The following is a 23173-nucleotide window of genomic DNA, read 5'->3' as shown; positions in this document are numbered from 1 at the left end:
CGTTCTGCAAACTTAGCGCAGCGGAACCTCGTTCCGCCGCGCGCTGTCTATGAGGGGGGTAGCCGATAGCGCGGCCCCCCTTTTTTCATGAATTCGACCCGTACACACTCCCGTCCCTCCTTGCGCAGCTTGCCCGGCGATTTCTTCGAATTGCTGGGTTCGATGCGTTTTGCCGTCAGCCTGCTGATGTTCATCTGCGTGGCGAGCCTGGTCGGAACGGTGTTGCAGCAGAACCGCTCGTCCAACAATTACATCGATCAGTTCGGTCCGTTCTGGTTCGAGGTGTTCGACAAGTTCTCGATCTGGCATGTCTACAACAGCTGGTGGTTCCTGCTGATCATGGGGTTCCTGGTCGTGTCGACTTCGGTCTGCCTGATCCGCAACGCGCCCAAGATGCTGCGCGATGCGCGCTCGTTCCGCGAACATGTGCGCGCCAGCAGCCTGCGCGCCTTCCCGCACCGGGTGGAAACCGACGAGCCCACCGACGTGCCACAGACGGCCGCTGGCCTGAAGTCCCTGCTGGGCCGGCTGGGCTATGCCGTGCGCGAACGCCAGGATGCGGACGGGGTGCTGCTGGCGGCCAAGAAAGGCAGCGCCAACCGGCTGGGCTACGTGTTTGCCCACGCGGCCATGGTCATCATCTGTATTGGAGGCCTGCTGGACAGCGAACTGCCGGTGCGCTTGCAGGTCATGTTCGGCGGTAAGAAGCCCATCGTCGAAAACATGCTGATTTCGGAAGTCCCGGAAAGCGGCCGCCTGTCGGTCGACAATCCGAGCTTCCGCGCCAGTGTGCTGGTGCCTGAGGGCGGGCAGGCCAGCACGGCGGTCGTGATGGTGGGCGACGGCGCGCTGGTCCAGCCGATGCCCTTCACGCTCAAGCTCAAGAAATTCGTGGTGGACTATTACTCCACCGGCATGCCCAGCCGTTTCGCCAGCGAGGTGGAGGTCACTGATCCGGATACGGGCAAGACCTTCGATTCCACCATCGAGGTCAACGAGCCGCTGCGCTTCAAGGGCATGACCGTCTACCAGTCCAGTTTCGACGACGGCGGCAGTACGGTAACGCTGAAAGGCTATCCGCTAGTAGGATCTGAAATCGCTACTTTCGCAGTGGACGGCACCGTGGGCAAGAGCAGCGAAGTAACTGCTCACACCGCGCGCGGGGCGCGCAGCATGGGCGTCGAAATCACGGCGCTGCGCCCCATCAACGTAGAGGATCTCACCGGCGGCGCTCCCAAGGGCGGCAATCAGAGCTTTGCCGAGCATGTCGCTTCCGTCTCCGGCAGCGCCGCAGGCAAGAAGAACGAAAACCTGCGCAATGTCGGTCCCAGTGTCGAATACAAGCTGATCGACGACGCCGGCCAGGCCCATGAATTCCAGAACTACATGCTGCCTGTGGAGCTGGATGGTGCCAGCGTGTTCCTGGCGGGCGTGCGCAACAATGCCTCCGAACCCTTCCGCTATCTACGCATTCCGGCGGACGACGATAGTTCGATTGCCGAATTCATGCGGCTGCGGGCCACCCTGGCCGATCCGGCGGTGCGCCAGGAAGCCGCGCGCCGCTTCGCCGAGCGCAACAGCCCGTCGGGGACGGATCGTCAACCCCTGCAGACGGCCGCGGAGCGCGCGTTGGAAACCTTTGCCTCCGGCGGCTTGCAAGCCGTGGCCTCGTTCCTGCAGGCCAATACGCCGCCGCAAGACCTGGAACGGGCTGCCGACGTCGTGATCCGCCTGATCGGCGCCAGCATGAACGAATTGCGTGCCATCGAGCGCGAGCGCGCCGGCCTGCCCGCCGTGGCGACCGAGGGCCCGGACGGCGAGCGCGCCGCCGTGTGGTCGCGCCTGGCGGTGGCGGCACTGTCCGACCTGACCGTCTATCCGGCGCCCGTGTTCCTGTCGCTGGCCGATTTCAAGCACGTGCAAGCCAGCGTATTCCAGGTGAGCCGCACGCCCGGCAAGAACACCGTCTACCTGGGCAGCCTGCTGCTGGTCCTGGGCGTGTTCTCGATGTTCTATATTCGAGACCGCCGCATCTGGATCTGGATCAAGCCGCAAAACGGCGGCAGCAGCGTCCTGGCGGCCATGACGTCCCAGAAGCGTACACTCGACTTCAACCAGGAGTTTGAACGCTTCAAGCAGGCGCTGCTGCGCCAGAAGAGGTCTTAAGGTTTCCTATGTCCACTACGACCACTACGCATCCCTCGTCGCCGCAATCGCTGGCCGCCGCGCCGGATCAGCTCTGGCAGGACGCCCTGTCCGAAACCGGTGACGGCCGCGCGCAGCGCGGCAGGCCCGACTGGACCGACGTTGTCTTCTTCCTGTTGCTGGCAGTGGGCGCGGGCTTCGCCCTGAACCGCTACAGCAACGCGATGGACTATTACGAGAAGATCATCCTGTGCGGCACCGTGCCGGTGCTGGCCTGGATGGGCTGGCTGTGGCGCCCGCTGCGCCGCCTGATGGTTGCCTGTGCCATCGCGGCCGGACTGGCGCTGATGCTGTACGGCAATGATCTGGCCCGGGCCGAGCAGGTTTTCTTCCTGAAATACCTGTTCTCGTCGCAATCGGCCATTCTCTGGATGTGCGCGCTGTTTGCACTGGCCATGGCCTGCTACTGGATCGGCTTCTTCAGCCCCACCGCCGCGTGGCTCGGCACGGCCCTGACCTGGGGCGCGGTGTTTGCCGGCGTTACCGGTCTGCTGGTGCGGTGGCGCGAAGGGCACTTGATGGGGCCGGACCTGGGCCACATCCCGGTCAGTAACCTGTATGAAGTGTTCGTGCTCTTTGCGCTGATCACGGCACTGTTCTATCTCTATTACGAACGCAAGTACGCGACGCGCGCGCTGGGCGGCTTCGTGTTGCTGGTGGTCACGTCGGCGGTGGTTTTCCTGCTGTGGTATTCGTTCACGCGCGACGCCGGGCAGATCCAGCCGTTGGTGCCGGCGCTCAAGAGCTGGTGGATGAAACTGCACGTTCCGGCCAACTTCATCGGCTACGGCACTTTCTCGCTGGCGGCGATGGTGGGCTTTGCCTATCTGATCAAGCAGCACGGGCAGACCACGTCGTGGGCCAAGCTGGCGCCGTTGTTCGTGCTGGGCGTGCTGCTGTGCGCCGAGCCCATGGTGTTTCGCACCGATGGCCTGTCGGCCACCTGGATGCTGTATTTCGGTGTGGGCGCGGTGATCGTCGGCGCGATCCTGCTGGGGCGCCGCCGCATCGCCGCGGCACTGCCCTCGCTGGAAGTGCTGGACGACATCATGTATCGCGCCATCGCGATCGGCTTCGCGTTTTTCACCGTTGCTACGATCCTGGGCGCGCTGTGGGCGGCTGACGCCTGGGGTGCGTACTGGCAATGGGATCCGAAGGAAACCTGGGCGCTGATCGTCTGGCTCAACTACGCGGCCTGGCTGCACATGCGCCTGATCAAGGGCTTGCGCGGCACCATGGCGGCCTACTGGGCACTGATGGGCCTGCTTATCACGGGCTTTGCCTTCCTGGGCGTGAACATGTTCCTGTCGGGGCTGCACTCCTACGGCGAACTGTAGTTGCGCACAGCCTGTTCAGGTCGTCAGGACCACCATGACGGGCTGTGGCGAATAGGCCTTGAAGCCGGGCGCATTGATGGTGTTCTGCAGGGTCAGGCTGGTCATGCGAACGATGGGCGCGCCGCGTACCAGCATGGTGAACGCGCCCGTCATGTAGCGTGACTGGCCCATGAAGGTCTGCGAAATCAGTCCGCCGCCCACGCCGGCAGTATCGCCCAGCGTCACGGGTATCAGCGTTGCCATGTTGTGCACGGGCGCCGCCATCAACCATACGTTCCAGACCACGGGAATGCCCATGGCCGAGGTTGCCGTGTCGATATGCGGGATCGGCGGCACGGGGGTCTTGCAGACGTCTGGAACGCCCACGGCCAGGCTGGGCAACTGGCAGACAGCGAGCATGTTTATCTCCTTGCGCAAAAAGGGGGCGGCGATGCCGCGCGAGGTCAGGTGGGGGCGCGCCCGGCCGACCAGAGTTCGGCCTCAAGCAGGGGGGCGTCGTTTTCGATAATGCCGTGGCGCTGCGTCCAGCGCGTGCCTTGGGTCAATGCGCGATGCATGCGCGTGCGTTGGAAGGTGGCGTCGCGCAGGTCGGCCTGGCCCAGGTCGGCCAGCGAAAAGTCGGCGTCGGTCAGGTTGGCGCCGCGGAAATCGGTCTTGGCGCAACGCGCGCGCTGAAAAATGCACAGCGACAGGCTGGCGCCGCGCAGGGACGCGTCGTCCAGGGTCGCCTCGGCCCAGATGGAGCCGTCGAAGCGGCCGCCCTGCAGGTCGGCGCCGCTCAGATCCGCTTGCGGGAACAGCGCCTGTGGCGCGGAGGCGCCGGCAAAGCGCGCGCCGCGCAACGATGCACCCTTGAATCCGGCCTGCCGCAGATCTGCATTGCGGAAGTCCGCCGCATCCAGCTGACAGTCGGTGAAATGGCAGAGCGGGTACGCTTGCGAGGCAAAGTCCTGCGCCGCCAGATTGCATTCGATGAACATGGTGCTCTCCGCGTTGGCGCCTGCCAGCACGACGTTGCGCAGGTCCAACTGGTGAAACAGGGTGAAGCTCATCCACGCCCGAGATAGGTCGGCGCGCGCCAAGGCGCTGCGCGAGAATACCGAGCGCTCCAGGCGCGCAGCTCGAAAGCAGGCTTCTTCGAGCGCGGTGGAGTTGAAGGATGCTTCCCTCAGCTCGGCCTGATCCAGACTGGCCCGGCTCAGATCGCATTCGGTGAAGCTGATGCCATGGGCATGGCTGCCATCCAGCACGGCGCCGCGGGCCTGGCAGCGGAACAACCGCGCCGTGTCCAGGTTGGCGCCCGCGGCGTCCAGGCCGGTCAGCACGCAGTTGAGGAATTGACTGTCCTGCAACTGGCAATCGCTTAGCTTGGCGCCGCTCAAATCCACCTGGTCGAAAAATGCGCCCGCGAGATCCAGTCCGCGCAAGTCTTGGCCGGCCAGGCTGACGTGCGCTATCGGTTCGCCATGGCGTACCTGGTCCAGCAATTGATCCCGCTTCATGAGGCGTTCTCCGGCTGCCGGGCAGGCCAGAGCTTGGCGCCCTGGACGTAGGCGTCGTGCAGCCCGGTGCTGCCGTCCATCTGCGCTTGCGCGACATCCGCGCGAAAGAGGTTGGCGCCCGTCAGGTCGGCGCGCAGCAAGACGGCCTTGCCGAGCAAGCTGTTGATCAAGTTGGCGTTGCGCAGGCGCGCGCCCGAGAAATCGGTGCGCACGAAGTGCGTGTCGGGGGCGGCCGCGCCGGTAAGGTCGGCCTCCCGCAAGCGGCAGTTCGAGAAGTCGCTCGCCGCGAGCTGCGCGCCGCGCATGTCTGCCCGATCGAGCATTGCGCCGCGCATGCTGCCCACTTTGAACTGCATGCCACGCAGGCATGCCCCGGCAAGCTCGACGCGGCCGGCGAAGGCGCAGCCATCGAGCGTGGCGTTCTCCAGGCTGAAGCGGCCGGAAAACTCCACATCCATGAAGCTCACGCGCTGCAGGTCCGCGCGGGAAAAGTCGGCGTTCGCGATTGTTCCCTGCATGAACACGCATTGATTCAACCGCGCGTCGTGAAAGCGGCAGTCTTCGAAGACTGCCGTCATCGCGGCCCACTGTTCGAACGATGCGCCGCGCAGATCGCAGCCTCGCAGGCGTGCCTGGTTCAATCGTCCGAGCCGCCACGTGCTGCCGGCAAAGCTGCATGCCTCGCAGCTTGCATGGTCCCAGATGGTCTCCGCAATCCGGCTTTCGCTGAAGTCCGTCTGGAAGCATTGCGTGCGTCCCAGGTTGGCGCGCGACATATTGGCGCCGCGCAGGCTGGCGCGCGTCAGGTCGGCGCCCGCCAGCACGGCATCGGTAAGGTTGCTGCCATCCAGCCGCGCGTCCACAAGCTTGGCGCCCGCCAGAATGGCGCGCTGGAAGTCGGCGCCGGAAAGGTCCAGGCCGCTCAGGTCCGCACCGGTCAGGTTCATGTCCCGGCAGTCCCGGTTGCCCTTCAGCCGCGCTTCCAGCTTCATGCGGGTGCGCCGCGCACGCAGCGGTGGCATGGGCGGGGGCGGCGCGAACTGGTGCGCCGATTGCTGATAGGCCTGATGCACTTGGGGGGCCAGCGTTTCGCTGAGCGGAGGCGGCGCGCCGTCGCCATTCTGCCCGGCTCGCTTGGCCTGTGTATGAGGATTGGCGTCAAAGTCGGCAATGTGCCGCTTCACCACGCGGGGATCGAAACCCGCCGGAAGTTTGCCGTCATTGTCCAGCTTGCGCAGCGCGTCGATGTCGACACCCGAGACTTCGGCCATGGATGGTAGGTTGGGATCGGCCAGCGCCCTGGCGGCGGTGCCTCCGGACAGGCGCTTGGCCTCCTCCAGTTCCTGTTGCATGCGCTGGATCGTGTTGGGCAGGTCGGACAGCCGTGGCGCTTGAGGCGGCGGTTCTAGCGGCGCCATGTACAAGTCGGGATCCAGACCCTGGGCGAGCAGGGATTCGCGCTCTCGGGCATGCCGCCGCGCGGCGCCGGCATAAAGGTTGCGCTGCGAGGGGCGCTGGGCAACGGCTTCCATTGCGGCTTGCGGCAGTTCGCCGCAGATGTCTTCCGGCACCAGCTGAGCGTCATGCAGGGCGTAGACGGCGCCGAGATCGGGATCAAGGCGCTGTTCCAGCACCCTTTGATAGTGCGCCGCATCGCGCGCCTGGCCCGCATGTTCCAGTGCCGGCATGATGTAGAGGATGTCGGCTGCATCGTCTTCGAGCACCGCCAGCGCGCCGTGCCAGATCAGCGCGAGCTGATTGCGCTCGGGAAAGAACCAGGCCGTGGTGAGGCGCAATGCGACTTCTTCAAGTGCGCTGCCATCCGCTTGGCGGCTGACGAAACAACGGGCGTGCCAATCGGGCAGACGGCCGCGTTGCAGCGGCTGGTCGGGATGCATGTTCCACAATTCGTATTCCATGCCGCCAGCCAGCGCCGCGTTGGGAGCGCCCCATTGATCGGGGGGCGCGGCATTGAAGAAGCGCCAGTCCATGTCGGACGCGAACCCCGGGAAGTCATGCTCCAGCCATTGCTGGCCATACTGGCGGCCTAGCCGCGCAGCTCGTTGCGGACTGTCCATGGGCAAGGCCGTGAAGCCGGCGGGAGCCACGCGCTGAGCGGGCGAAGCAATGCGCTCATGCGGGCTTTCGATATTGGGTAGCCGGCGCACGCGCACGCCGTTGATGTCTTCGTCCTGCGCGCCAATGCCTAGCGGATTGTCGGTGCAGCTCGGGCCGCCGTAAGCATGCCGCCAGTCCAGGCGCATGCGATCGAAGGGCTGCGGGTCGGAGGCCTTGCCGTCTACCCAGTAGCGGTCGCCGAATACCAGCAGCGACTTGTCGATCGCGCCGACCTTCAGGCGTACCGCACAGGCGCCGGGGTGGGCCGGATCATGCGGATAAGCGTGGCCCGAGACGAGCACTTCCGGACAAAGCTTGGGCGTGGCCAGGTCCAGCAGACCGCCGGCCTCGGCTCCAGCCAGTTTCCAGAGCTCCTGGTCCATGAGCAGCATGGGCGTGCGGCCAATGTCGACCAGCGCGAACACCGCCACGCCCAACACGTCGCGGCGTTGCCAACGGTAGGGACGAGTCAGCACTCCCAGGCGGAACGGCTTGATGGTCTTCATGGCTATCCCGTGGCCTGGTCCACGGCGACTTCACGGCTTGCCGGATCGACGCGCACCTGGATGGTCTTGCCTGCGCTGAAATCGGCAAGGTGCAGCGGCGATAGCGGGACGCTGAGCGTGCGTGAGAGAGCGGGCGTGGCGCTGGTTGCAGCGACTTCCAGGTCCAGTTCGACGATGAAGTAGAGCGTATCGCCGATGCGGCGCCGCGTGTCGCGCGCAGCGGTCACGAGCGCCGTGCTGGCGACGCCGTGGGCGCGCACGGCATCCTGCCGCTGCACGTCCCGGCGTCCCGCCGCGCGCCGCTGGCGCTCGCGCCACAACATATACGCTGCCTGCGCCAGGGATAGCAGCAAGCCCAGCCATACCCACTTTGCCCAGCTTGGCCATGCATCGAAGAAGTCGGACATGGGGGTCTCAGATGATGCTCCAGAGGCCAACCATCGACGCGCCCAGGCCGACCTTTTCCGCGGCGACGGCGTCGAACTGATAACTGGCGCCCGTGGTGCGGTAGGACACCATCTGGCCGATGCTGCTGACCATGGCGTAGTTGGTGAAGGAGATGTTCAGCATGACCGTCGTGCGGAACAAGGCCAGGCGGTGCATGCCGAATTCCGCTTTGGCTACCGCGAGGCCTATGGAGAACGGCGTGGCCTGCAGCCAGCTTTCCTTGGAAAGATCCTTGACGTTGGCCGCGTCCATCACGACGTCGGCGGGTGTCTTCAACGTTATGTTGCCGTCCGCTTTGACCAGCACGGTGGATCCCACGGACTCCATGTCTATCTTGCCCTTGGCCTTGAGATCCATGGTGGAGGTTTCGGATTCCACCCACATCGCGGTCTTGGCCTTGACGTCCATGTTCGCGTCGGTCGAAAGCAGTTCGACTTTGCCCTTGGCCTTTTCGGTCAGCGCGCCCGTCTTCACGTGGTGCAGCGAATCGCCCTCGTTCACGTAGACCTGTTCGCCGTTCTTCAGCGTTTCCTTGAAGAGGCCGGTGATCTCGCGTTCCTCGCCCTTGGCTGCGACCGTGGTCTTCAAGCCGTTGTCGAACTTCTCATCCATCAGGCCGTCTTTCACATTGACGGTGCGAGATGCCTTGACGGTGTATTCCTCGTGTCCCTTGACGAAGACGTCGCGCCGCTTTTCCACGCGCAGATTGTCGGTACCGGTGACCTTGATGTCGCGGTTGCCGCCAATCTTGGTGGTGTCGTTATCGCCGATGGTGGTGGTGCGGTTTTCGTCCGTCGAGTGGAATTCGTTGGCTTCCACTTCGGTGCACAGTTCACGCTCAGCGTGCAGCCAGATGCGTTCACTGCCGCTTTTGTCTTCGAACATGAGCGCATTCGCCGTCGCGGGCGTGCCGCTCTTGGAACGGCTCAGAAAGCCGCTTTGCGTGGCGTTGTCCGGCAGATCCCAAGGCGGCAGATTGTTGGCATTGAAGACACGACCGATCACGATGGGGCGGTCCGGCTGGCCACCGATGAAGTCGACGATCACTTCGTCGCGCACGCGCGGCAGCTGGATGCCGCCAAATCCGCCACCAGCCCACGGGCTGGAAACCCGCACCCAGCACGAGCTGTTCTCATCCTTCTTGCCATAGCGGTCCCAATGGAACTGCACTTTGACGCGGCCCATCTTGTCGGTCCAGATTTCTTCGCCTTCCTTGCCCACCACGGTCGCGGTCTGCGGGCCATGGGTGCGGGGGATGGGGGTAACGCGTGGCGCGCGGAATTGCGTGCTGGATGGCAGCACCACGAACTCCAGGTCGAAATCTCCCGGATCGGGCTGGCCGCTGGCGTAGCCTGTTTCACGGATCCTGTAGTAGGTGCTGACGACGAGATACTCGCGGTTCTCGGCCTGGCGCGGATGATTGCGCAGCGTGAAGAGGTGTCCCGTGGCCAGCCCGCGGGCATTGGAGCCGCCCGTGCTTTGTTCCTTCCTGCATTGCAGGTCCTCGAGCCGCACGCGCGTGTAATGCTCCGCGTCATCGGGGTTGGTGTAGCCGCCTTGCCATTCATACATCTCCAGGTCGCCGTGGTCATGCGCGCCCGGATTGTTGCGGCGCGCTTCCAGGCTGGCCGCGGGCGTGAGCGGGTGGTAGTCGGTGGTGGCGAATGCGCCGGGCGTGATCTGTTCGGCCACTTCCCACTTGTAGACATGGTCTTCGCGCGGGATGGTGATGCGGTCGGGCCCGTAGTAGGGGATCTGCTCGTAGCCGGCGACAGGTTCGTGCTGCGTGATGTCGTCGGTGAGTACCAGCGTGTGCTTGCCTTTATCGTGCTTGAACCAGAAGTAGATGCCTTCATGCTCCATCAAGCGGCTGATGAAGGCATAGTCGGTCTCCTGATACTGAACGCAGTATTCCCAGTTGCGGTAGCTGTCCACCAGCTTGAACTCGACGGGGTAGTCATAGTCCTTCAGCACTTCACGAATGACGTCGGGCACGTTCTTGTTCTGGAATATCTTGTTGTCCGAGGTCTGGGTCAGGTACCAGAGCCACGGCCGCACCGTGGCGCGGTAGATCGTGTAGCGCGAGGTGTTGTTCTCGCGGCCCACCAGCACGCAGCGCGTAATGTGTCCGCCGAGATAGCGCGGCTTGGCGGCGCCCGTTTCGATCTCCAGCGTCAGCGGCTTGCCCAGCAGGGATTTCATGTCCAGTGAATAGGACTCCGAGACCAATTCGATCTCCAGCTCGAACAGCTGCGAAAGGCTTTCGGCGCCATGCATGGCGCGGAACTTCAGAGCCTCGGGCGGCAGGGGCGTATGCGCCTTGACGACACGTTCGCTCGGCACGTTGCGGTCCATCTCACCGTCTCCTTATGAGAATGCTTCGCCTGTTGCTGCGTGTGCTGCTTTGGATTTCCGCGCGGGCGCGCAGGGCGCGTCGCGATGACTGCAATGGGATGAAAGGCCACGCGATGGGGCCGCTTGCAAAGGGTGGGCAAAGGCTCGTCACGAGCGGGCCTGCCACCGGGGAATTCTGTCTCTGAGTCTGTAGCGCGCCGGTCTGCCGCCAGCGTGAGCGCCGATTGTAGGCAGCGCGCAAAGCGCGCGAGAAGCGCAATCACATGCTTTTGTGTTTTTTACGCTTCGGTAACAGTCCTTCCGTGTCGTGGCCGTTTCCGTAAGGTCTGTGTCTAAAAATCAATGCAGCAGGGAGACAAGTGTTCAATTGTTTACTCGGGTGTTAGCTATCTGTAAGAAAAATCTGGAGTTGTTAGGTTGCCGTTGCATGCGGAAAGACATGCCTAGAATTCACCCTTCCGTGAAGCAGCGCGGAGCGTAGTGGTTGTATCCAGGCAGCATCCCAGCAGGCATTTAAGTGATGACTATGGAATTCGCCGACATCCTCAATACACTCGATTCACGTCTGCCCTGCGGGGAAGACCTCGAATACGACGCCGACTTCCTGCAGCTGCAGCAAGCCGCGGCGGGCCGCGACGAACAGCAGTTCGGCTCGACCATCATTGCCGCGCAGCCGCCTGACTGGCGCGAGGTGGAACGCCTGGCGCGCGCGCTGCTGGAGCGCACCCGCGATCTGCGCATCATCGCCCTATTGACCTCCGCCTGGACCGAAATCCGCGGCCTGCCAGGCTACAGCGATGGTCTCGCGCTGGCCGTGGACACCCTGGAGCGCTATTGGGAGCCAGTGCATCCCCGGTTGGACAGCGTCGGCGAAAACGACCCCATGCCCCGCATGAACGCGCTGGCCGCCTTTGGCGACATGCAAGGCTGCGCGCGCAGCGTGCGCTCGGCCAGCCTGGTCAGTGGCGTGCACGGACAACTGAGCCTACGCGATACCGAGGCTTTGCTCGATGGCAGCCGCCAGGATGCCGATGCCTATCCGGGCGGACGGCCTCGCCTGGTGGAACGCTTGCGCCAGGCCTGGGCGCAAGGCAACACGGATGTGCACGCGTTGCAGTCCGCCGCCGAAGCGCTGCGGCGCATGCAGAAGCTCGTGACGGACAAACTGGGTGCGTCGTGGACGCCGGATTACGCCGCCATGCTGCGCACCCTGGATCTCGTGTTGGACGCGACGCGGGACTCGTACCCTGCACAGCCCGCGGAACCCCTCGCGGACGAAGCGCGGGCGGAAGACCCGCCCGCAGCGGGCGCGCAGGCCGCTGCAACGGCGGGCGGACCGGGGCGCAGGCAGGACCTGCCCATCCAGTCACGCGACGAGGCCGTGGCGATGCTGTCCAAGGTGTGCGCGTACTTCGAGGCCAATGAGCCCGGCCATCCAGCGCCATATCTCATCCGCCGCGCCCAGCAGCTCATACCGATGAGCTTTCACGACATCATCAGGAATCTGGCGCCCCAAGGCCTGGAGCAGTTCGAGGCGTGGTTGCCGCGGGCGGAAGCAAACCGGCAGGAACCCTGAGGCGGGCCAGCCGCCGCACCAACAAGAGGAGACGACACCATGGCGACCAGCCTGAAGGGAAGCGGCCAGAAGTTCATCGCAAGAAACCGCGCGCCGCGGGTGCAGATCGAGTACGACGTGGAGATCTATGGCGCGGAGCGCAAGATTCAGCTGCCGTTCGTGATGGGCGTGCTGGCGGATCTGGCCGGCAAGTCTGAAACGCCGCAGCCGGACGTGGGCGAGCGCAAATTCCTGGACATCGATATCGATAACTTCGATGAACGCATGCGCTCCATCCAGCCGCGCGCGGCGTTCCAGGTACCCAACACGCTGACCGGCGAAGGCAATCTGAACGTGGATATCACGTTCGAGAGCATCGACGATTTTTCTCCCGCCACCGTTGCCAGAAAGGTCGGGGCGCTGAATGAACTGCTCAGCGCGCGCACACAGCTGGCCAATCTGCTGACCTACATGGACGGCAAGACCGGGGCCGAGGAACTGATCGGCAGCGTGCTCAAGAATCCGGCGCTGATGAACGCGCTGGCGGCCGCGCCGAAGCCGCAAGAGGAAACGCGGGCATCCGACGCCCCGGATCCGGCCGCCTGATATCCGCTCGAATCGATTTTCGGAGAATGCCATGACCGCAGTGGCCAAACGCGCCGACGCGCGCGCTGTCGAGACCTTGCAGGCGGATGACTTGTCCGCCCTGCTGAAGAAGGAATTCAAGCCCAAGACCGAGCAGGCGCAGGAGGCAGTGGAACATGCCGTGCGCACGCTGGCGCACCAGGCGCTGGAGAACAGCGGCGTCGGCCTGTCCTCGGACGCCTATCGCACCATCCAGGCCATCATCGCCGAGATCGATCGAAAGATGTCGGAGCAGATCAATCGCGTGATGCATCACCCCGATTTCCAGCAGTTGGAGGGGGCGTGGCGCGGCCTGCATTACCTCGTCACCAACACAGAAACCGACGAACTCCTGAAGATCCGCGTGATGTGCATGTCCAAGGCGGAACTGGGCCGCACGCTTAAACGGCACAAGGGCGTGGGCTGGGATCAGAGCCCCATCTTCAAGCGTGTGTATGAGGAAGAGTACGGCCAGTTCGGCGGAGAGCCCATCGGCTGCCTGGTCGGCGATTATTACTTCGATCACAGCCCGCCCGACGTAGAGCTGCTGGGAGAAATTGCCAAGATATCTTCGGCTGCGCATTGCCCCTTCATTGCGGGCGCTTCGCCCAACGTGATGCAGATGGATTCCTGGCAGGAGCTCGCCAACCCGCGCGACTTGACCAAGATATTCACCAACACCGAGTACGCGGCTTGGCGCAGCCTGCGGGAGTCGGAAGATTCCCGCTACATCGGTTTGGCGATGCCGCGATTCCTGGCCCGGCTGCCTTATGGCGCGCGGACCAATCCTGTGGACGAGTTCGACTTCGAGGAAGACACCGACGGCGCGAACCACGATCGCTACACCTGGACCAATTCCGCGTATGCCATGGCGGCCAACGTGAACCGCTCGTTCAAGCTGTACGGTTGGTGCACCTCGATCCGTGGCGTGGAGTCGGGCGGCGCCGTGGAGAACCTGCCGTGCCATAGCTTTCCCACGGATGACGGTGGCGTGGACCTGAAGTGTCCGACCGAGATCGCCATCAGCGACCGGCGCGAAGCCGAACTGGCCAAGAACGGTTTCATGCCGCTGGTGCACCGGAAGAACTCCGATTTTGCCGCCTTCATCGGCGCGCAGTCGCTGCAAAAACCGCATGACTATTACGAGGCTGATGCCTCGGCCAACGCCAAGCTCGCCGCGCGCCTGCCCTACCTGTTTGCATGCTGCCGCTTCGCCCACTACCTGAAGTGCATCGTGCGCGACAAGATCGGTTCGTTCCGCGAGCGCGACGACATGGAGCGCTGGTTGAACGACTGGATCATGAATTACGTCGACGGCGATCCGGTGAACTCTTCCCAGGAAACCAAGGCGCGCAAGCCGCTGGCCGCCGCCGAGGTGCAGGTGCAGGAGATCGAGGACAACCCGGGCTATTACTCCGCCAAATTTTTCTTGCGGCCGCACTATCAGCTGGAAGGGCTGACGGTGTCGCTGCGGCTGGTTTCCAAGCTGCCCTCGCTCAAACAGAACGAAGGCTGAGTGGAGCTGACAAGTCGGGGTGCGACCGCGCCCCATAACTCCGGGAGACAGATGTGGCAGTGGACATGTTCATGAAAATCGATGGAGCCAATGGCGAATCCAAGGACGCCAACCACAAAGACTGGACCGACATCGTGTCCTTCTCGTGGGGAGCCACTCAGCCAGGCAACCTGGCCAGCGGCGGCGGCCTGGGCGCGGGCAAGGCCAGCTTCAACGACCTGCACGTGGTGGCGCGGATCGACAAGGCTGCGCCGGCCGTGATGAAGCACTGCGCCAGCGGCAAGCATCTCAGCAAGATCGAGTTGTCCATGTGCAAGGCGGGCGGCGAGCAGATCGAGTATTCCAAGATCACGCTGGAGGACGTGCTGGTGTCGTCGGTGCAGATTTCCGGCGACCGCAGCGCCGAAGGCGTGGTGGTGAACTTTGCCTTCCAGGCGGCCAAGGTCAAGCAGCAGTACTGGGAGCAGACCGACAAGGGCGGCAAGGGCGCCGAAAGCCTGGTGGCCTGGGACATCAAGCAGAACAAGGAAGTGGGCTAGGACGGGGCGCCCATGTCCATCGCTGCCGTTCCTTTCGGCGCATTGAGCCTGGCCGGCCAGTTGGACGAGCTGCAGGCGCAGGTGCGCCGGCAGCCCGCCGACGCGGACCTGCGCGCCCAGCTGTTCCAGCTGCTGGCGGTGCAGGGCGATTGGGCGCGCGCGGCCGAGCAACTCAACGTCTGCGGGCATCTCAATGCGCAGGCCCGTCCGACGCAGGTGCTCTACGCCAGCGCCATCGCGGCGGAACGCGAGCGCGAATCCGTGCTTGGCGGACAGGCTGAACCCGCTCTGCTGGACGAACCGTGCGATTGGTTGCGGGCCATGATATCGGCGCTGCGCCTGGATGGGACGTCGCCGGCTCAAGCCGCGGAACTGCGTGGCAAGGCCTTTGAGGACGCCGGTGCGCGGGGGGGGGCGCTGGAGGTGGCTACGCAAGAAGCCGCTCAGCCGTTCCAGTGGATCTGCGATGCGGACAGCCGCCTCGGGCCGGTATTCGAGTTCCTGGCCGGAGGACGTTACGTCTGGCTGCCCTTCGCCGCACTCAAGCGCGTCCGTTTGCTCGCGCCCGAGGGCCTGTGCGACTTGATCTGGGCGCAAGCCGAGATCGAGCTGGATGACGGGCGGGTGCGGCAGGGGCTGGTGCCAGCGCGCTATCCGGCGGCGCCGGGCGCCCGCATGGCCGAACTGTCGGACTCGGCCAAGCTGGGCAGGACGACCGACTGGCGCGCCTTGCATGGCGACACCTATGCGGGCGTGGGGCAGAAAATGTGGCTGACCGATGCCGCGGAAACTGCACTGCTCGAGGTCCGTAGCCTGGAGCTGGCGTAATGGGCCACGCTGATCGTCCCGGCGCTTGGGAGCCGCTGTCGCGTGGCCAGCGCGCCGCGCGGGACCGCCTGCAGCCGTCGCTGCTGGATCGCCTGATGGACAACGATCCCGCCAAGCGCGAGGAGCCGCGGGAAAACGCCATGCTGACGCATGAGGCGCTGCGCGCGGCCGTGCTGCGGGACCTGCGCTGGCTACTCAATACCGTCAACTTGCAGGCGTCCCAGGACCTGTCGGCGCATCGGCCCGTGGCCACCTCGACGCTCAATTTCGGTGTGCGCGCCATGGCGGGCAAGCGCATGTCGGAGATCGACTGGATCGATGTCGAAGAGTCGATCCGCGAAGCGATATCCGCCTTCGAGCCGCGCATCCTGGATTCATCGGTCGAAGTGCGTTGCGTGTCGGATGCGGGCACGCTGGAGCATCACAACGTACTGAGCCTGGAAATACGCGGCATGCTGTGGTGCGTGCCGCAGCCGCTCGAGTTCCTGTTCCGCACGGATATCGACCTGGAGAGCGGCCACATGGATCTGCGCGATCTGGGTGGTGCCTGATGGACGACCGTTTGCTGGATTACTACAACCGGGAGCTGGTCTATCTGCGGGAACTGGGCGCGGAGTTTGCTCAGGCTCATCCCAAGGTGGCGGGCCGATTGGGCATGAACGCCACTGAAGTGGCCGATCCTTACGTCGAGCGCTTGCTCGAGGGCTTCAGCTTTCTGACCGCCCGCATCCACATGAAGATGGATGCCGAGTTTCCGCGTTTTTCGCAGCGGCTGCTGGAGGTGGTGTACCCCAATTACCTGGCGCCCACGCCGGCCATGGCCATCGTGCAGTTCTCCCCCAGCATGAACGAGGGAACACTGGCGGGAGGGTTCGAGCTGCCTCGCGGTACGCTGCTGCGCGGCCGCGTGGCGCGTGGCGAGCAGACGCCCTGCGACTTTACGACTGGCCACGCCGTGCGCCTGTGGCCCCTGCAGGTCACGCAGGCGGAGTTCACTGCGGCGCCGCAGGATCTACCACTGGCGCGATTGGGCCTCACGGGGCGGGCCGCGCGCGTGCTGAGCGCGCTGCGCATCCGGATAGAGGTCTGCGGGGGGCAGCGGCTGGAGGACCTGGACCTGGATCAGCTGGTCTTCCACTTGAATGGGCAGGACCTGCAGATGCAGCGCCTATTGGAAGTCGTGATGGGCCACACCGTGGCGGTATTGGGTCACGACACCGCGCGCCCGGTCGGCTGGATCAATAGCCTGGCCGCAAGCGCGGTGCGCCACGAAGGCTTTGCCGATGACCAGGCCCTGTTGCCGGGCGATGCCCGGGTGTTCCAGGGTTATCGCCTGCTGCAGGAGTACTTCGCGTTCGCGCAGCGCTATCTGTTCTTCAGCGTTAACGGGTTGAAGCAAGGCTTGCGCACTCCTGCGATGCCGCAGGGCGCGCAGCGCGAGACCCGCGCGTTCGACCTGACCCTCCTGTTTTCGATGGCGGCGCCGGAACTGGAAGGCGCGATATCGGCCGCCAACCTGGCGCTGAATTGCGCTCCGGTGATCAACCTGTTCGCCAAGCGGGCGGACCGGGTGGCGGTAACGCCCCGGACCGCCGAGTACCACGTGGTAATCGACCGCAGCCGTCCGCTGGACTACGAGGTCTACGGCGTGACGCGCGTCGCGGGGCATGCTTCCGCCCAGCGCCAGGAGCAGGAGTTCCGGCCGTTCTACGGGTCGCTGGGCAGCGATCCGGACGAACATGGCGCATATTTTTCCATGCGCCGCGAACCGCGGCTGGTGTCCGACACGGCGCAACGCAACGGTACTCGTAGCGGCTACCTGGGCAGCGAGGTGTTCCTGTCGTTGGTGGACAGGCAGGAGGCACCGTTCTCCGGCGATCTGCGTCACTTGACCTTGGAAACCTTGTGCACGAACCGGGACCTGGCGCTGCTGTTGCCGCTGGGCGGCGATACCGACATGACCTTGCGCGTATCGGCGCCGGTACGCGCGGTAAAGGTGCTGCATGGGCCTACGCGGCCGCGCGCGGCGCTGGCGGAGAATGCCGCTACCTGGCATCTGATCAGCCACCTGGGCCTGAATTACCTCAGCCTGACCGATCTGGATGCGGAGCAGGGGGCCCAGACCTTGCGCGAAATGCTGCACGTCTACGGCCACTTGGCGGAACCCGCGGTGCGCCGTCATATCTCCGGGCTTCGGCATGTCAGTGCGACGCCCGTGCATCACCGCCTGCCCGTGCCCGGCCCCATCGTTCATGGGCGGGGCGTTCGCATCGCCTTGCAGGTGGACGAGGCCGCGTTTTCGGGCATCAGCCCCTATCTGTTTGGCGCCGTGCTGGAGCAGTTTTTCGCGCGCCATGTATCGATCAACTTGATGTCGGAGCTGGTCCTTTCGACCTTGCAGCGTGGCGAGATAGCCCGCTACCGACCCCGCATGGGGCGTCGGCCCGTGGTCTAGGCCAGCGTTCGCCAAGCACAGGAGCGCATGATGAAGTCCGCCGCACGTTTGAACCGCATGGCCTACGATCCCGTCCATTTGCTGGGCGAGCTGCTGCACCGCGAACCCGACGGCAGCTATGCCGTTGCCTGCGACGGCCGGGTCTGGACCGTGCAGAGAGCGGCCAGCTGCCTGTTGGAGCCTCAGCCCGGGGACGAGGTGCTGATCAGCGGCCCGGATCCCGCGCGGATCTACCTGATCGCCGTAACCGTGCAAGCCGACGCGACGCGCAGCACGATGCAAGCCGAGGGCGACCTGATATTGCGTTCATGCACGGGGGACGTGCTGCTGGAGAGCGGGCGCGCCGTGCGAGTGCGCACACCCGACTATGCGATAGAGGCGGAGGACGAACGCCATACTTGCGGACGCATTCGCATGGTGGCGAAGCAATTGCATGCCACCGTGGGCGAGGTGCGACTGGTGGGCCGCAGTTACGAAGCCGTGCTGGACCGCCTGACCGTGATGGCGCGGCTGTCGCTGCGCAGCGTCAGCGAGATGGATCAGGTGCGCGCCGGTGCGATCGATTTCCAGGCCGATCACACGGCGCGGCTGCACGCGGCCTATACGGTGGTGACGGGCGGGGACCTGGTCAAGGTGGACGCCAAGCAGATCCACATGGGGTAGGACGGTGGATATCGCCCAATCCGCCCCTCCTGCCGTCCGCCCGCCCGCTACGCCATCCGACGTGCTGGCGCGGTGGTGGCGCGCGGTGGAGCGCGAACCGCATGCCCACGATCTGTTCCATGCCTTGCGCTGGATAGACGCGCTGTCCGGGGCGCGTAAGCCCCTGGGACGCGACACGGTGGCGCGCCACGAACCCGTCCGGCTGCGGCAGGAACCGTCGATGGCGTTTGCGCCGTCCACCGTGGCAAGCGCGCGCGCCGCCGAAGGCGGACGGCCCGCGGAGCTGTCGATATACAGTTTCGGCCTGTTCGGCCCGAATGGCCCCTTGCCCCTGCACCTGACCGAGCACGCCCGCGAGCGCATGGCGCATCATGGGGACCGCACGCTGTCGGCATTTGCAGACGTGTTCCATCACCGGCTCATCCTGCTGTTCTACCGCGCCTGGGCAGACGCCCAGAGCACGGTCAGCCTGGACCGTAAGGACGAGCGCTTCACGCGTTACGTGGCCAGCCTGTTGCATATGGGCGAGCCGTCGATGCGGCGCCGCGACGCCGTGCTGGACCATGCCAAGTACTTCATGGCGGGCCATCTGACGCGACAGACCCGGAATCCCGAAGGCCTCAAACACATCCTGCAGTCGTTCTTCGGCCTGCCAGTACGTATCCGCGAGTTCGTGCCGCAGTGGATCCGGCTGGAGCCCGAGCAGCGCTTGGGCTTGGGCGGTTGCTCGGGGCTGGGGCGCGACACGGTACTGGGGGTGGCGGTGCGCGATGCCCAGCACAAGTTCCGCATTGAAATTGGTCCCCTGGCGCTTGAGGATTACCAGAGCTTCCTCCCTGGGGGCACGCGCGCCCGTCAGCTGACACATTGGGTCCGGCACTACATCGGCATGGAGCTGGCCTGGGACCTGAGGCCGGTTTTGCGCGCGCCGGATGCGCGCGGATTGACCCTGGGCGCGCAGCGTCCGCTGGGCCTGGCCTCGTGGCTGGGTAAGCGGCGGCCGGAGCAAGGTGCGGCGCGCGATCTCCTGCTGGACTATGAAAGCCGCGGCAGCGCCCCGCAACGTGGCCGTCCTCGGGCCTCCACCTCAACGACTGCGCGCGCCTGACGCGCCCACATGCCATGTCGGATATCGGCCGCATCGACCTCTTCGGAAAACTCAATCCGCTGCTCTACCAGACGCTGGAGGGCGCCACTGCGTTCTGCAAGCTGCGCGGCAATCCCTATGTCGAGCTGGTGCATTGGATGCATCAGATCCTGCACGCGCAGGACAGCGACCTGCATCGGATCGCTCGCCGCTTCGAACTTGATATGGGCAGATTGCAGGCCGATCTGACGGCGGAACTGGACCGCCTGCCGGCGGGGGCGGGCTCGGTCTCCGACCTGTCCGAACATATTGATCACGCGGTCGAGAGAGCCTGGGTGCTGGGATCGCTGCGCTATGGCTCGGCGCGCATCCGCAGCGCGCATCTCCTGGCGGGCCTGACCCGCACCTATGCGCTGCGACATGTGCTGGTGGGCATGTCCGGGCAGTTCTCGAAGATTGCGCCGGATACGCTGCTGGAACAGCTGGAAGAGATCGTGCAGGGATCCCCGGAGGGCACGGGCCAAACCGAGCCCGCTTCCGCCGCGGCCGGGCCGCCGGACGAGGGCGGGTCTGCGCTTGGGCGATTCGCCGTGGACCTGACCGCCAGGGCGCGCGAGGGGGCGATCGATCCGGTGTCGGGGCGCGACGAGGAAATCCGCCAGCTCATCGACGTGCTGATGCGGCGCCGCCAGAACAATCCGCTGCTGGCCGGAGAAGCCGGTGTGGGCAAGACGGCCGTCGTGGAAGGCCTGGCGCTGCGCTTGGCAGCGGGCGAGGTGCCGCCGCAACTGCGCGACGTCGCGCTGTATCTGCTCGATATAGGCCTGTTGCAGGCGGGCGCGGGTGTGAAGGGCGAGTTCGAGCAACGGTTGCGCAGCGTTATCGACGAGGTGCAGGCCAGCGAGAGGCCCATCGTATTGTTCATCGATGAAATCCACACGCTGGTGGGCGCCGGTGGCGCCGCGGGCACGGGCGACGCGGCCAACCTGTTGAAGCCTGCGCTAGCGCGCGGAGAGCTACGCACCATCGGGGCCACGACCTGGTCGGAATACAAGAAGTACATCGAGAAGGATCCTGCGCTCAGCCGCCGCTTCCAGGTCATACAGGTGCACGAACCCGATGAGGCGCGCGCCTTCGGCATGTTGCGCGGGCTTGCCGAAACGCTACAGGCGCATCATGGCGTGCTGGTGCTGGATGAAGCCATCGTAGCGGCGGTTACGTTGTCGCACCGGTACATTCCCGCGCGGCAACTGCCGGACAAGGCTGTTGCGCTGCTGGACACCGCTTGCGCGCGCGTGGCGGTAAGCCAGCATGCCATGCCGCCCAGCCTGGAGGACGCGCGCAGGCGAGTGCAGGCGCTGGAGCTGGCCAGGGGCATCGCGGAGCGCGAGCTGCGCCTGGGCGAAGGCGACGCGCAACGGGTCCAGCGGCTGATTGACGAGCAGTCCGACGCCGCGGACTACGAGCGGGTGTTGGCGGTGCGCTGGGAGTCGGAGCGCGCTCTGGCCGGGCGCGTGCTGACGTTGCGCCAGACGCTGGATCTTGCCTCTTCCGACGCGCAGGACGACCAGCGCCGCGCGCTGGCGCAGGCGCGCGAAGCGCTGGCCGCCAGCCAGGATGAGACGGCGATGGTGCATTGCGCGGTTGATGCCGCCGCGGTGGCAGCGGTGGTGGCCGACTGGACGGGCATACCCGTGGGGCGCATGCTGCGCGACGAGGCGCGCGCGGTGCTGGACCTGGCGGACACTCTGGAGAGGCGGGTGATCGGACAGCGTGACGCGCTGGAGGCCGTGGCGCGGCGGATTCAGACTTCACGCGCCGGATTGACAGACCCCGGCAAACCGGTGGGCGTCTTCCTGCTCTGCGGTCCGAGCGGTGTCGGCAAGACGGAGACCGCGTTGGCGCTGGCCGAGGCGTTGTACGGCGGTGAACAGAACCTGATCACCATCAACATGAGCGAGTTCCAGGAGTCGCACACGGTATCCACCCTGAAAGGGGCGCCGCCGGGTTACGTCGGTTATGGCGAGGGCGGTGTGCTGACCGAGGCGGTGCGCAGGCGACCGTACAGCGTGGTGCTGCTGGACGAGGTGGAGAAGGCGCACGCCGACGTGCACGAGATTTTCTTCCAGGTCTTCGACAAGGGATGGATGGAGGACGGCGAGGGGCGCTATATCGACTTCCGCAATGCGGTCATCATCCTTACGTCTAACGTGGGCGCGGATCGTATTGCGGCGTTGTGCCGCGATCCCGAGTTGTTGCCCGACGCCGCCGCGCTGGCCACGGCCCTGCGCGAGCCGCTGTTGCAGGCTTTTCCCGCGGCGCTGCTGGGCCGGCTGGTGGCGGTGCCTTACCTGCCGCTGCCGGACGCCATGCTGGCGCGCATCGTGGACCTGCAGTTCGAACGCGTGCGCCGCCGCCTCCTTGAGCACCACGGCATTGTGCTGGAGGTGACGCCCGAGGCGATCGCGCTGGTTGTTGCGCGCTGCGCGGAGGTGGAATCGGGCGCCCGCATGGTGGATGCCGTGCTGACCAACACGGTGCTGCCCCGCATCAGCCGGGAGCTGCTGGGCGCGTCGATGCAGGATCGCAGGCTCGCCCGGGTAGGCCTGTCAGCCGCGGAGGGAGAGTTCCGTTATGACTACGCTTGAGACGTCAGCCGGTCTTGTCGCCCGGATCCGGCTTGATGGACGCTGGTCGCATGTAGCCGCCAATTTCCCGCAGGTGATCGGGCGCGCTGTGGCGTTCGCCGGCGTCGCGCGGGCCGCCCAAGGCGTCATCAACGGGATGGGTGCGGTGTTCGGCCAGCGCGTCGTGGGCGGGCAGGGTGGACGGCGTGCCGTCAGAGAAGATGCTGGGCGTGCCGTCTCCCGGCCCGTCGAACAGCGCCAGCGGGTCGGTGGCCGCGCGCGACACCACACCGTCGCCGGGGGGCAGGTGGCGCAGGGGATCCTCCGGGTTGCGCGCCTGCGCGGAGTCCAGATCGAAGGGGTGTGTGGAGACGTCCGGCGCGCTGCCGACGGGCAGGGTACCTGGGCCGATGAGGTCGCTGAAGATGTCTTCGTCGGCCACGGCGGCCAACGAAGCCGGAGCGGCCGGTTCTGCCGCGTGCGGGGCCGTTTCGGCACGCAGCCGGTAGTCGCCGATTTCCAGCTCGTCGCCCGGATTCAGCGGGACCTCCTGCTCCCGTGCGAGCGCCCGCCCATTGACGCTGACGGTGCTCATGTCGCTCAGGTTCAGGAGAAAGCCCGCGTCCATGTCGTTGACGCGGATTGCCGCCTGCACGCGGCAGATGCCGCCCGTGGGATCGGCCAGGGTGAGCTGGTTGTCGAAACTGCGGCCTATCGTGCCGCCCGGCGCGGTGAACACGACATGGATAGGTTCGAAGGCCGGATCGCCGGCATGCTGGAACACGGTGAGCTTCACGCCTGTCTCCTGG

At 65.3% G+C, this 23173-nt stretch carries 18 protein-coding genes; 12 read left to right on the top strand and 6 right to left on the bottom strand.

The features are described 5' to 3' along the window. Window positions 1-87 precede the first annotated feature (87 nt). Together CEY08_RS21600 and ccsB are read left to right on the top strand one after the other, a co-directional pair. Window positions 88-2166: a cytochrome c biogenesis protein ResB gene (locus tag CEY08_RS21600; protein ID WP_076816807.1), complete on the top strand. Its 2079-nt coding sequence runs from the start codon at window positions 88-90 to the stop codon at window positions 2164-2166. An 8-nt stretch (window positions 2167-2174) separates the two neighbouring features. Beyond that, entirely contained in the window at window positions 2175-3542 is a 1368-nt protein-coding gene (ccsB, locus tag CEY08_RS21595) for a c-type cytochrome biogenesis protein CcsB (RefSeq protein WP_042795932.1), read from the top strand. Window positions 3543-3557: 15 nt separating this feature from the next. Here ccsB and CEY08_RS21590 read toward each other — a convergent pair whose 3' ends face one another. Genes CEY08_RS21590 through CEY08_RS21570 form a run of 5 tightly spaced genes read right to left on the bottom strand, consistent with a single transcriptional unit; the run spans window position 3558 to window position 10470 of the window. Continuing rightward, window positions 3558-3941 carry a DUF4150 domain-containing protein gene (locus tag CEY08_RS21590; protein ID WP_042795933.1) on the bottom strand — a complete coding sequence of 128 codons (384 nt, stop codon included), beginning with the start codon at window positions 3939-3941 and terminating at the stop codon, window positions 3558-3560. Window positions 3942-3985: 44 nt separating this feature from the next. After that, the gene (locus CEY08_RS21585) at window positions 3986-5044 is read right to left on the bottom strand and encodes a pentapeptide repeat-containing protein (RefSeq protein WP_076816805.1); all 1059 of its coding nucleotides are present in this window, start codon (window positions 5042-5044) and stop codon (window positions 3986-3988) included. After that, complete coding sequence (locus CEY08_RS21580; protein ID WP_076816802.1) at window positions 5041-7668, bottom strand: DUF2169 family type VI secretion system accessory protein; 2628 nt, start codon at window positions 7666-7668, stop codon at window positions 5041-5043. The genes CEY08_RS21585 and CEY08_RS21580 overlap by 4 nt, the downstream gene beginning before the upstream one ends. Before the next feature lie 2 nt (window positions 7669-7670). Beyond that, a complete protein-coding gene (locus CEY08_RS21575; RefSeq protein WP_063641540.1) occupies window positions 7671-8075 on the bottom strand; it encodes a hypothetical protein in 405 nt (134 codons plus the stop codon). A 7-nt stretch (window positions 8076-8082) separates the two neighbouring features. Beyond that, entirely contained in the window at window positions 8083-10470 is a 2388-nt protein-coding gene (locus CEY08_RS21570) for a type VI secretion system Vgr family protein (protein ID WP_063961646.1), read from the bottom strand. A 526-nt stretch (window positions 10471-10996) separates the two neighbouring features. Here CEY08_RS21570 and tssA point away from each other — a divergent pair. From tssA to tssH, 10 genes are all read left to right on the top strand, one after another. Continuing rightward, complete coding sequence (gene tssA / locus CEY08_RS21565) at window positions 10997-12046, top strand: type VI secretion system protein TssA (protein WP_084738640.1); 1050 nt, start codon at window positions 10997-10999, stop codon at window positions 12044-12046. Window positions 12047-12085: 39 nt separating this feature from the next. After that, complete coding sequence (tssB, locus tag CEY08_RS21560; protein WP_042795939.1) at window positions 12086-12631, top strand: type VI secretion system contractile sheath small subunit; 546 nt, start codon at window positions 12086-12088, stop codon at window positions 12629-12631. A gap of 31 nt (window positions 12632-12662) precedes the next feature. Beyond that, entirely contained in the window at window positions 12663-14165 is a 1503-nt protein-coding gene (gene tssC / locus CEY08_RS21555) for a type VI secretion system contractile sheath large subunit (protein WP_042795940.1), read from the top strand. A 71-nt stretch (window positions 14166-14236) separates the two neighbouring features. Then, window positions 14237-14704 carry an Hcp family type VI secretion system effector gene (locus CEY08_RS21550; RefSeq protein ID WP_088607795.1) on the top strand — a complete coding sequence of 156 codons (468 nt, stop codon included), beginning with the start codon at window positions 14237-14239 and terminating at the stop codon, window positions 14702-14704. 12 nt (window positions 14705-14716) lie between these two features. Continuing rightward, window positions 14717-15532 (top strand): type VI secretion system accessory protein TagJ, encoded by an 816-nt coding sequence (locus CEY08_RS21545; RefSeq protein WP_076816800.1) that lies wholly within the window; start codon window positions 14717-14719, stop codon window positions 15530-15532. Next, on the top strand, window positions 15532-16083 hold the full coding sequence (tssE, locus tag CEY08_RS21540) for a type VI secretion system baseplate subunit TssE (protein ID WP_063641536.1): 552 nt from the start codon (window positions 15532-15534) through the stop codon (window positions 16081-16083). Before CEY08_RS21545 ends, tssE begins: the two co-directional genes overlap by 1 nt. Then, on the top strand, window positions 16083-17987 hold the full coding sequence (tssF, locus tag CEY08_RS21535) for a type VI secretion system baseplate subunit TssF (protein ID WP_076816798.1): 1905 nt from the start codon (window positions 16083-16085) through the stop codon (window positions 17985-17987). Before tssE ends, tssF begins: the two co-directional genes overlap by 1 nt. A 27-nt stretch (window positions 17988-18014) precedes the next feature. Beyond that, window positions 18015-18650: a DUF3540 domain-containing protein gene (locus CEY08_RS21530; RefSeq protein WP_232033771.1), complete on the top strand. Its 636-nt coding sequence runs from the start codon at window positions 18015-18017 to the stop codon at window positions 18648-18650. Between the two features lie 4 nt (window positions 18651-18654). Beyond that, complete coding sequence (gene tssG / locus CEY08_RS21525) at window positions 18655-19758, top strand: type VI secretion system baseplate subunit TssG (RefSeq protein ID WP_076816794.1); 1104 nt, start codon at window positions 18655-18657, stop codon at window positions 19756-19758. Between the two features lie 14 nt (window positions 19759-19772). Further along, a complete protein-coding gene (tssH, locus tag CEY08_RS21520) occupies window positions 19773-22385 on the top strand; it encodes a type VI secretion system ATPase TssH (RefSeq protein ID WP_076816791.1) in 2613 nt (870 codons plus the stop codon). A 4-nt stretch (window positions 22386-22389) separates the two neighbouring features. Here tssH and CEY08_RS21515 read toward each other — a convergent pair whose 3' ends face one another. Further along, window positions 22390-23160 (bottom strand): FHA domain-containing protein, encoded by a 771-nt coding sequence (locus tag CEY08_RS21515; protein ID WP_042795944.1) that lies wholly within the window; start codon window positions 23158-23160, stop codon window positions 22390-22392. Window positions 23161-23173: the final 13 nt, after the last annotated feature.

The sequence above is a fragment of the Achromobacter insolitus genome (assembly GCF_002209555.1).
Classification (GTDB): domain Bacteria; phylum Pseudomonadota; class Gammaproteobacteria; order Burkholderiales; family Burkholderiaceae_B; genus Achromobacter; species Achromobacter insolitus.
This window is presented reverse-complemented; position numbering and strand designations above follow the sequence as displayed.

Excerpts from the sequence above, each read along its gene's own strand:
- CEY08_RS21600 (WP_076816807.1), top strand. The coding sequence starts at position 88 with ATGAATTCGACCCGTACACACTCCCGTCCCTCCTTGCGCAGCTTGCCC.
- ccsB (WP_042795932.1), top strand. The coding sequence starts at position 2,175 with ATGTCCACTACGACCACTACGCATCCCTCGTCGCCGCAATCGCTGGCC.
- CEY08_RS21590 (WP_042795933.1), bottom strand. The coding sequence starts at position 3,941 with ATGCTCGCTGTCTGCCAGTTGCCCAGCCTGGCCGTGGGCGTTCCAGAC.
- CEY08_RS21585 (WP_076816805.1), bottom strand. The coding sequence starts at position 5,044 with ATGAAGCGGGATCAATTGCTGGACCAGGTACGCCATGGCGAACCGATA.
- CEY08_RS21580 (WP_076816802.1), bottom strand. The coding sequence starts at position 7,668 with ATGAAGACCATCAAGCCGTTCCGCCTGGGAGTGCTGACTCGTCCCTAC.
- CEY08_RS21575 (WP_063641540.1), bottom strand. The coding sequence starts at position 8,075 with ATGTCCGACTTCTTCGATGCATGGCCAAGCTGGGCAAAGTGGGTATGG.
- CEY08_RS21570 (WP_063961646.1), bottom strand. The coding sequence starts at position 10,470 with ATGGACCGCAACGTGCCGAGCGAACGTGTCGTCAAGGCGCATACGCCC.
- tssA (WP_084738640.1), top strand. The coding sequence starts at position 10,997 with ATGGAATTCGCCGACATCCTCAATACACTCGATTCACGTCTGCCCTGC.
- tssB (WP_042795939.1), top strand. The coding sequence starts at position 12,086 with ATGGCGACCAGCCTGAAGGGAAGCGGCCAGAAGTTCATCGCAAGAAAC.
- tssC (WP_042795940.1), top strand. The coding sequence starts at position 12,663 with ATGACCGCAGTGGCCAAACGCGCCGACGCGCGCGCTGTCGAGACCTTG.
- CEY08_RS21550 (WP_088607795.1), top strand. The coding sequence starts at position 14,237 with ATGAAAATCGATGGAGCCAATGGCGAATCCAAGGACGCCAACCACAAA.
- CEY08_RS21545 (WP_076816800.1), top strand. The coding sequence starts at position 14,717 with ATGTCCATCGCTGCCGTTCCTTTCGGCGCATTGAGCCTGGCCGGCCAG.
- tssE (WP_063641536.1), top strand. The coding sequence starts at position 15,532 with ATGGGCCACGCTGATCGTCCCGGCGCTTGGGAGCCGCTGTCGCGTGGC.
- tssF (WP_076816798.1), top strand. The coding sequence starts at position 16,083 with ATGGACGACCGTTTGCTGGATTACTACAACCGGGAGCTGGTCTATCTG.
- CEY08_RS21530 (WP_232033771.1), top strand. The coding sequence starts at position 18,015 with ATGATGAAGTCCGCCGCACGTTTGAACCGCATGGCCTACGATCCCGTC.
- tssH (WP_076816791.1), top strand. The coding sequence starts at position 19,773 with ATGTCGGATATCGGCCGCATCGACCTCTTCGGAAAACTCAATCCGCTG.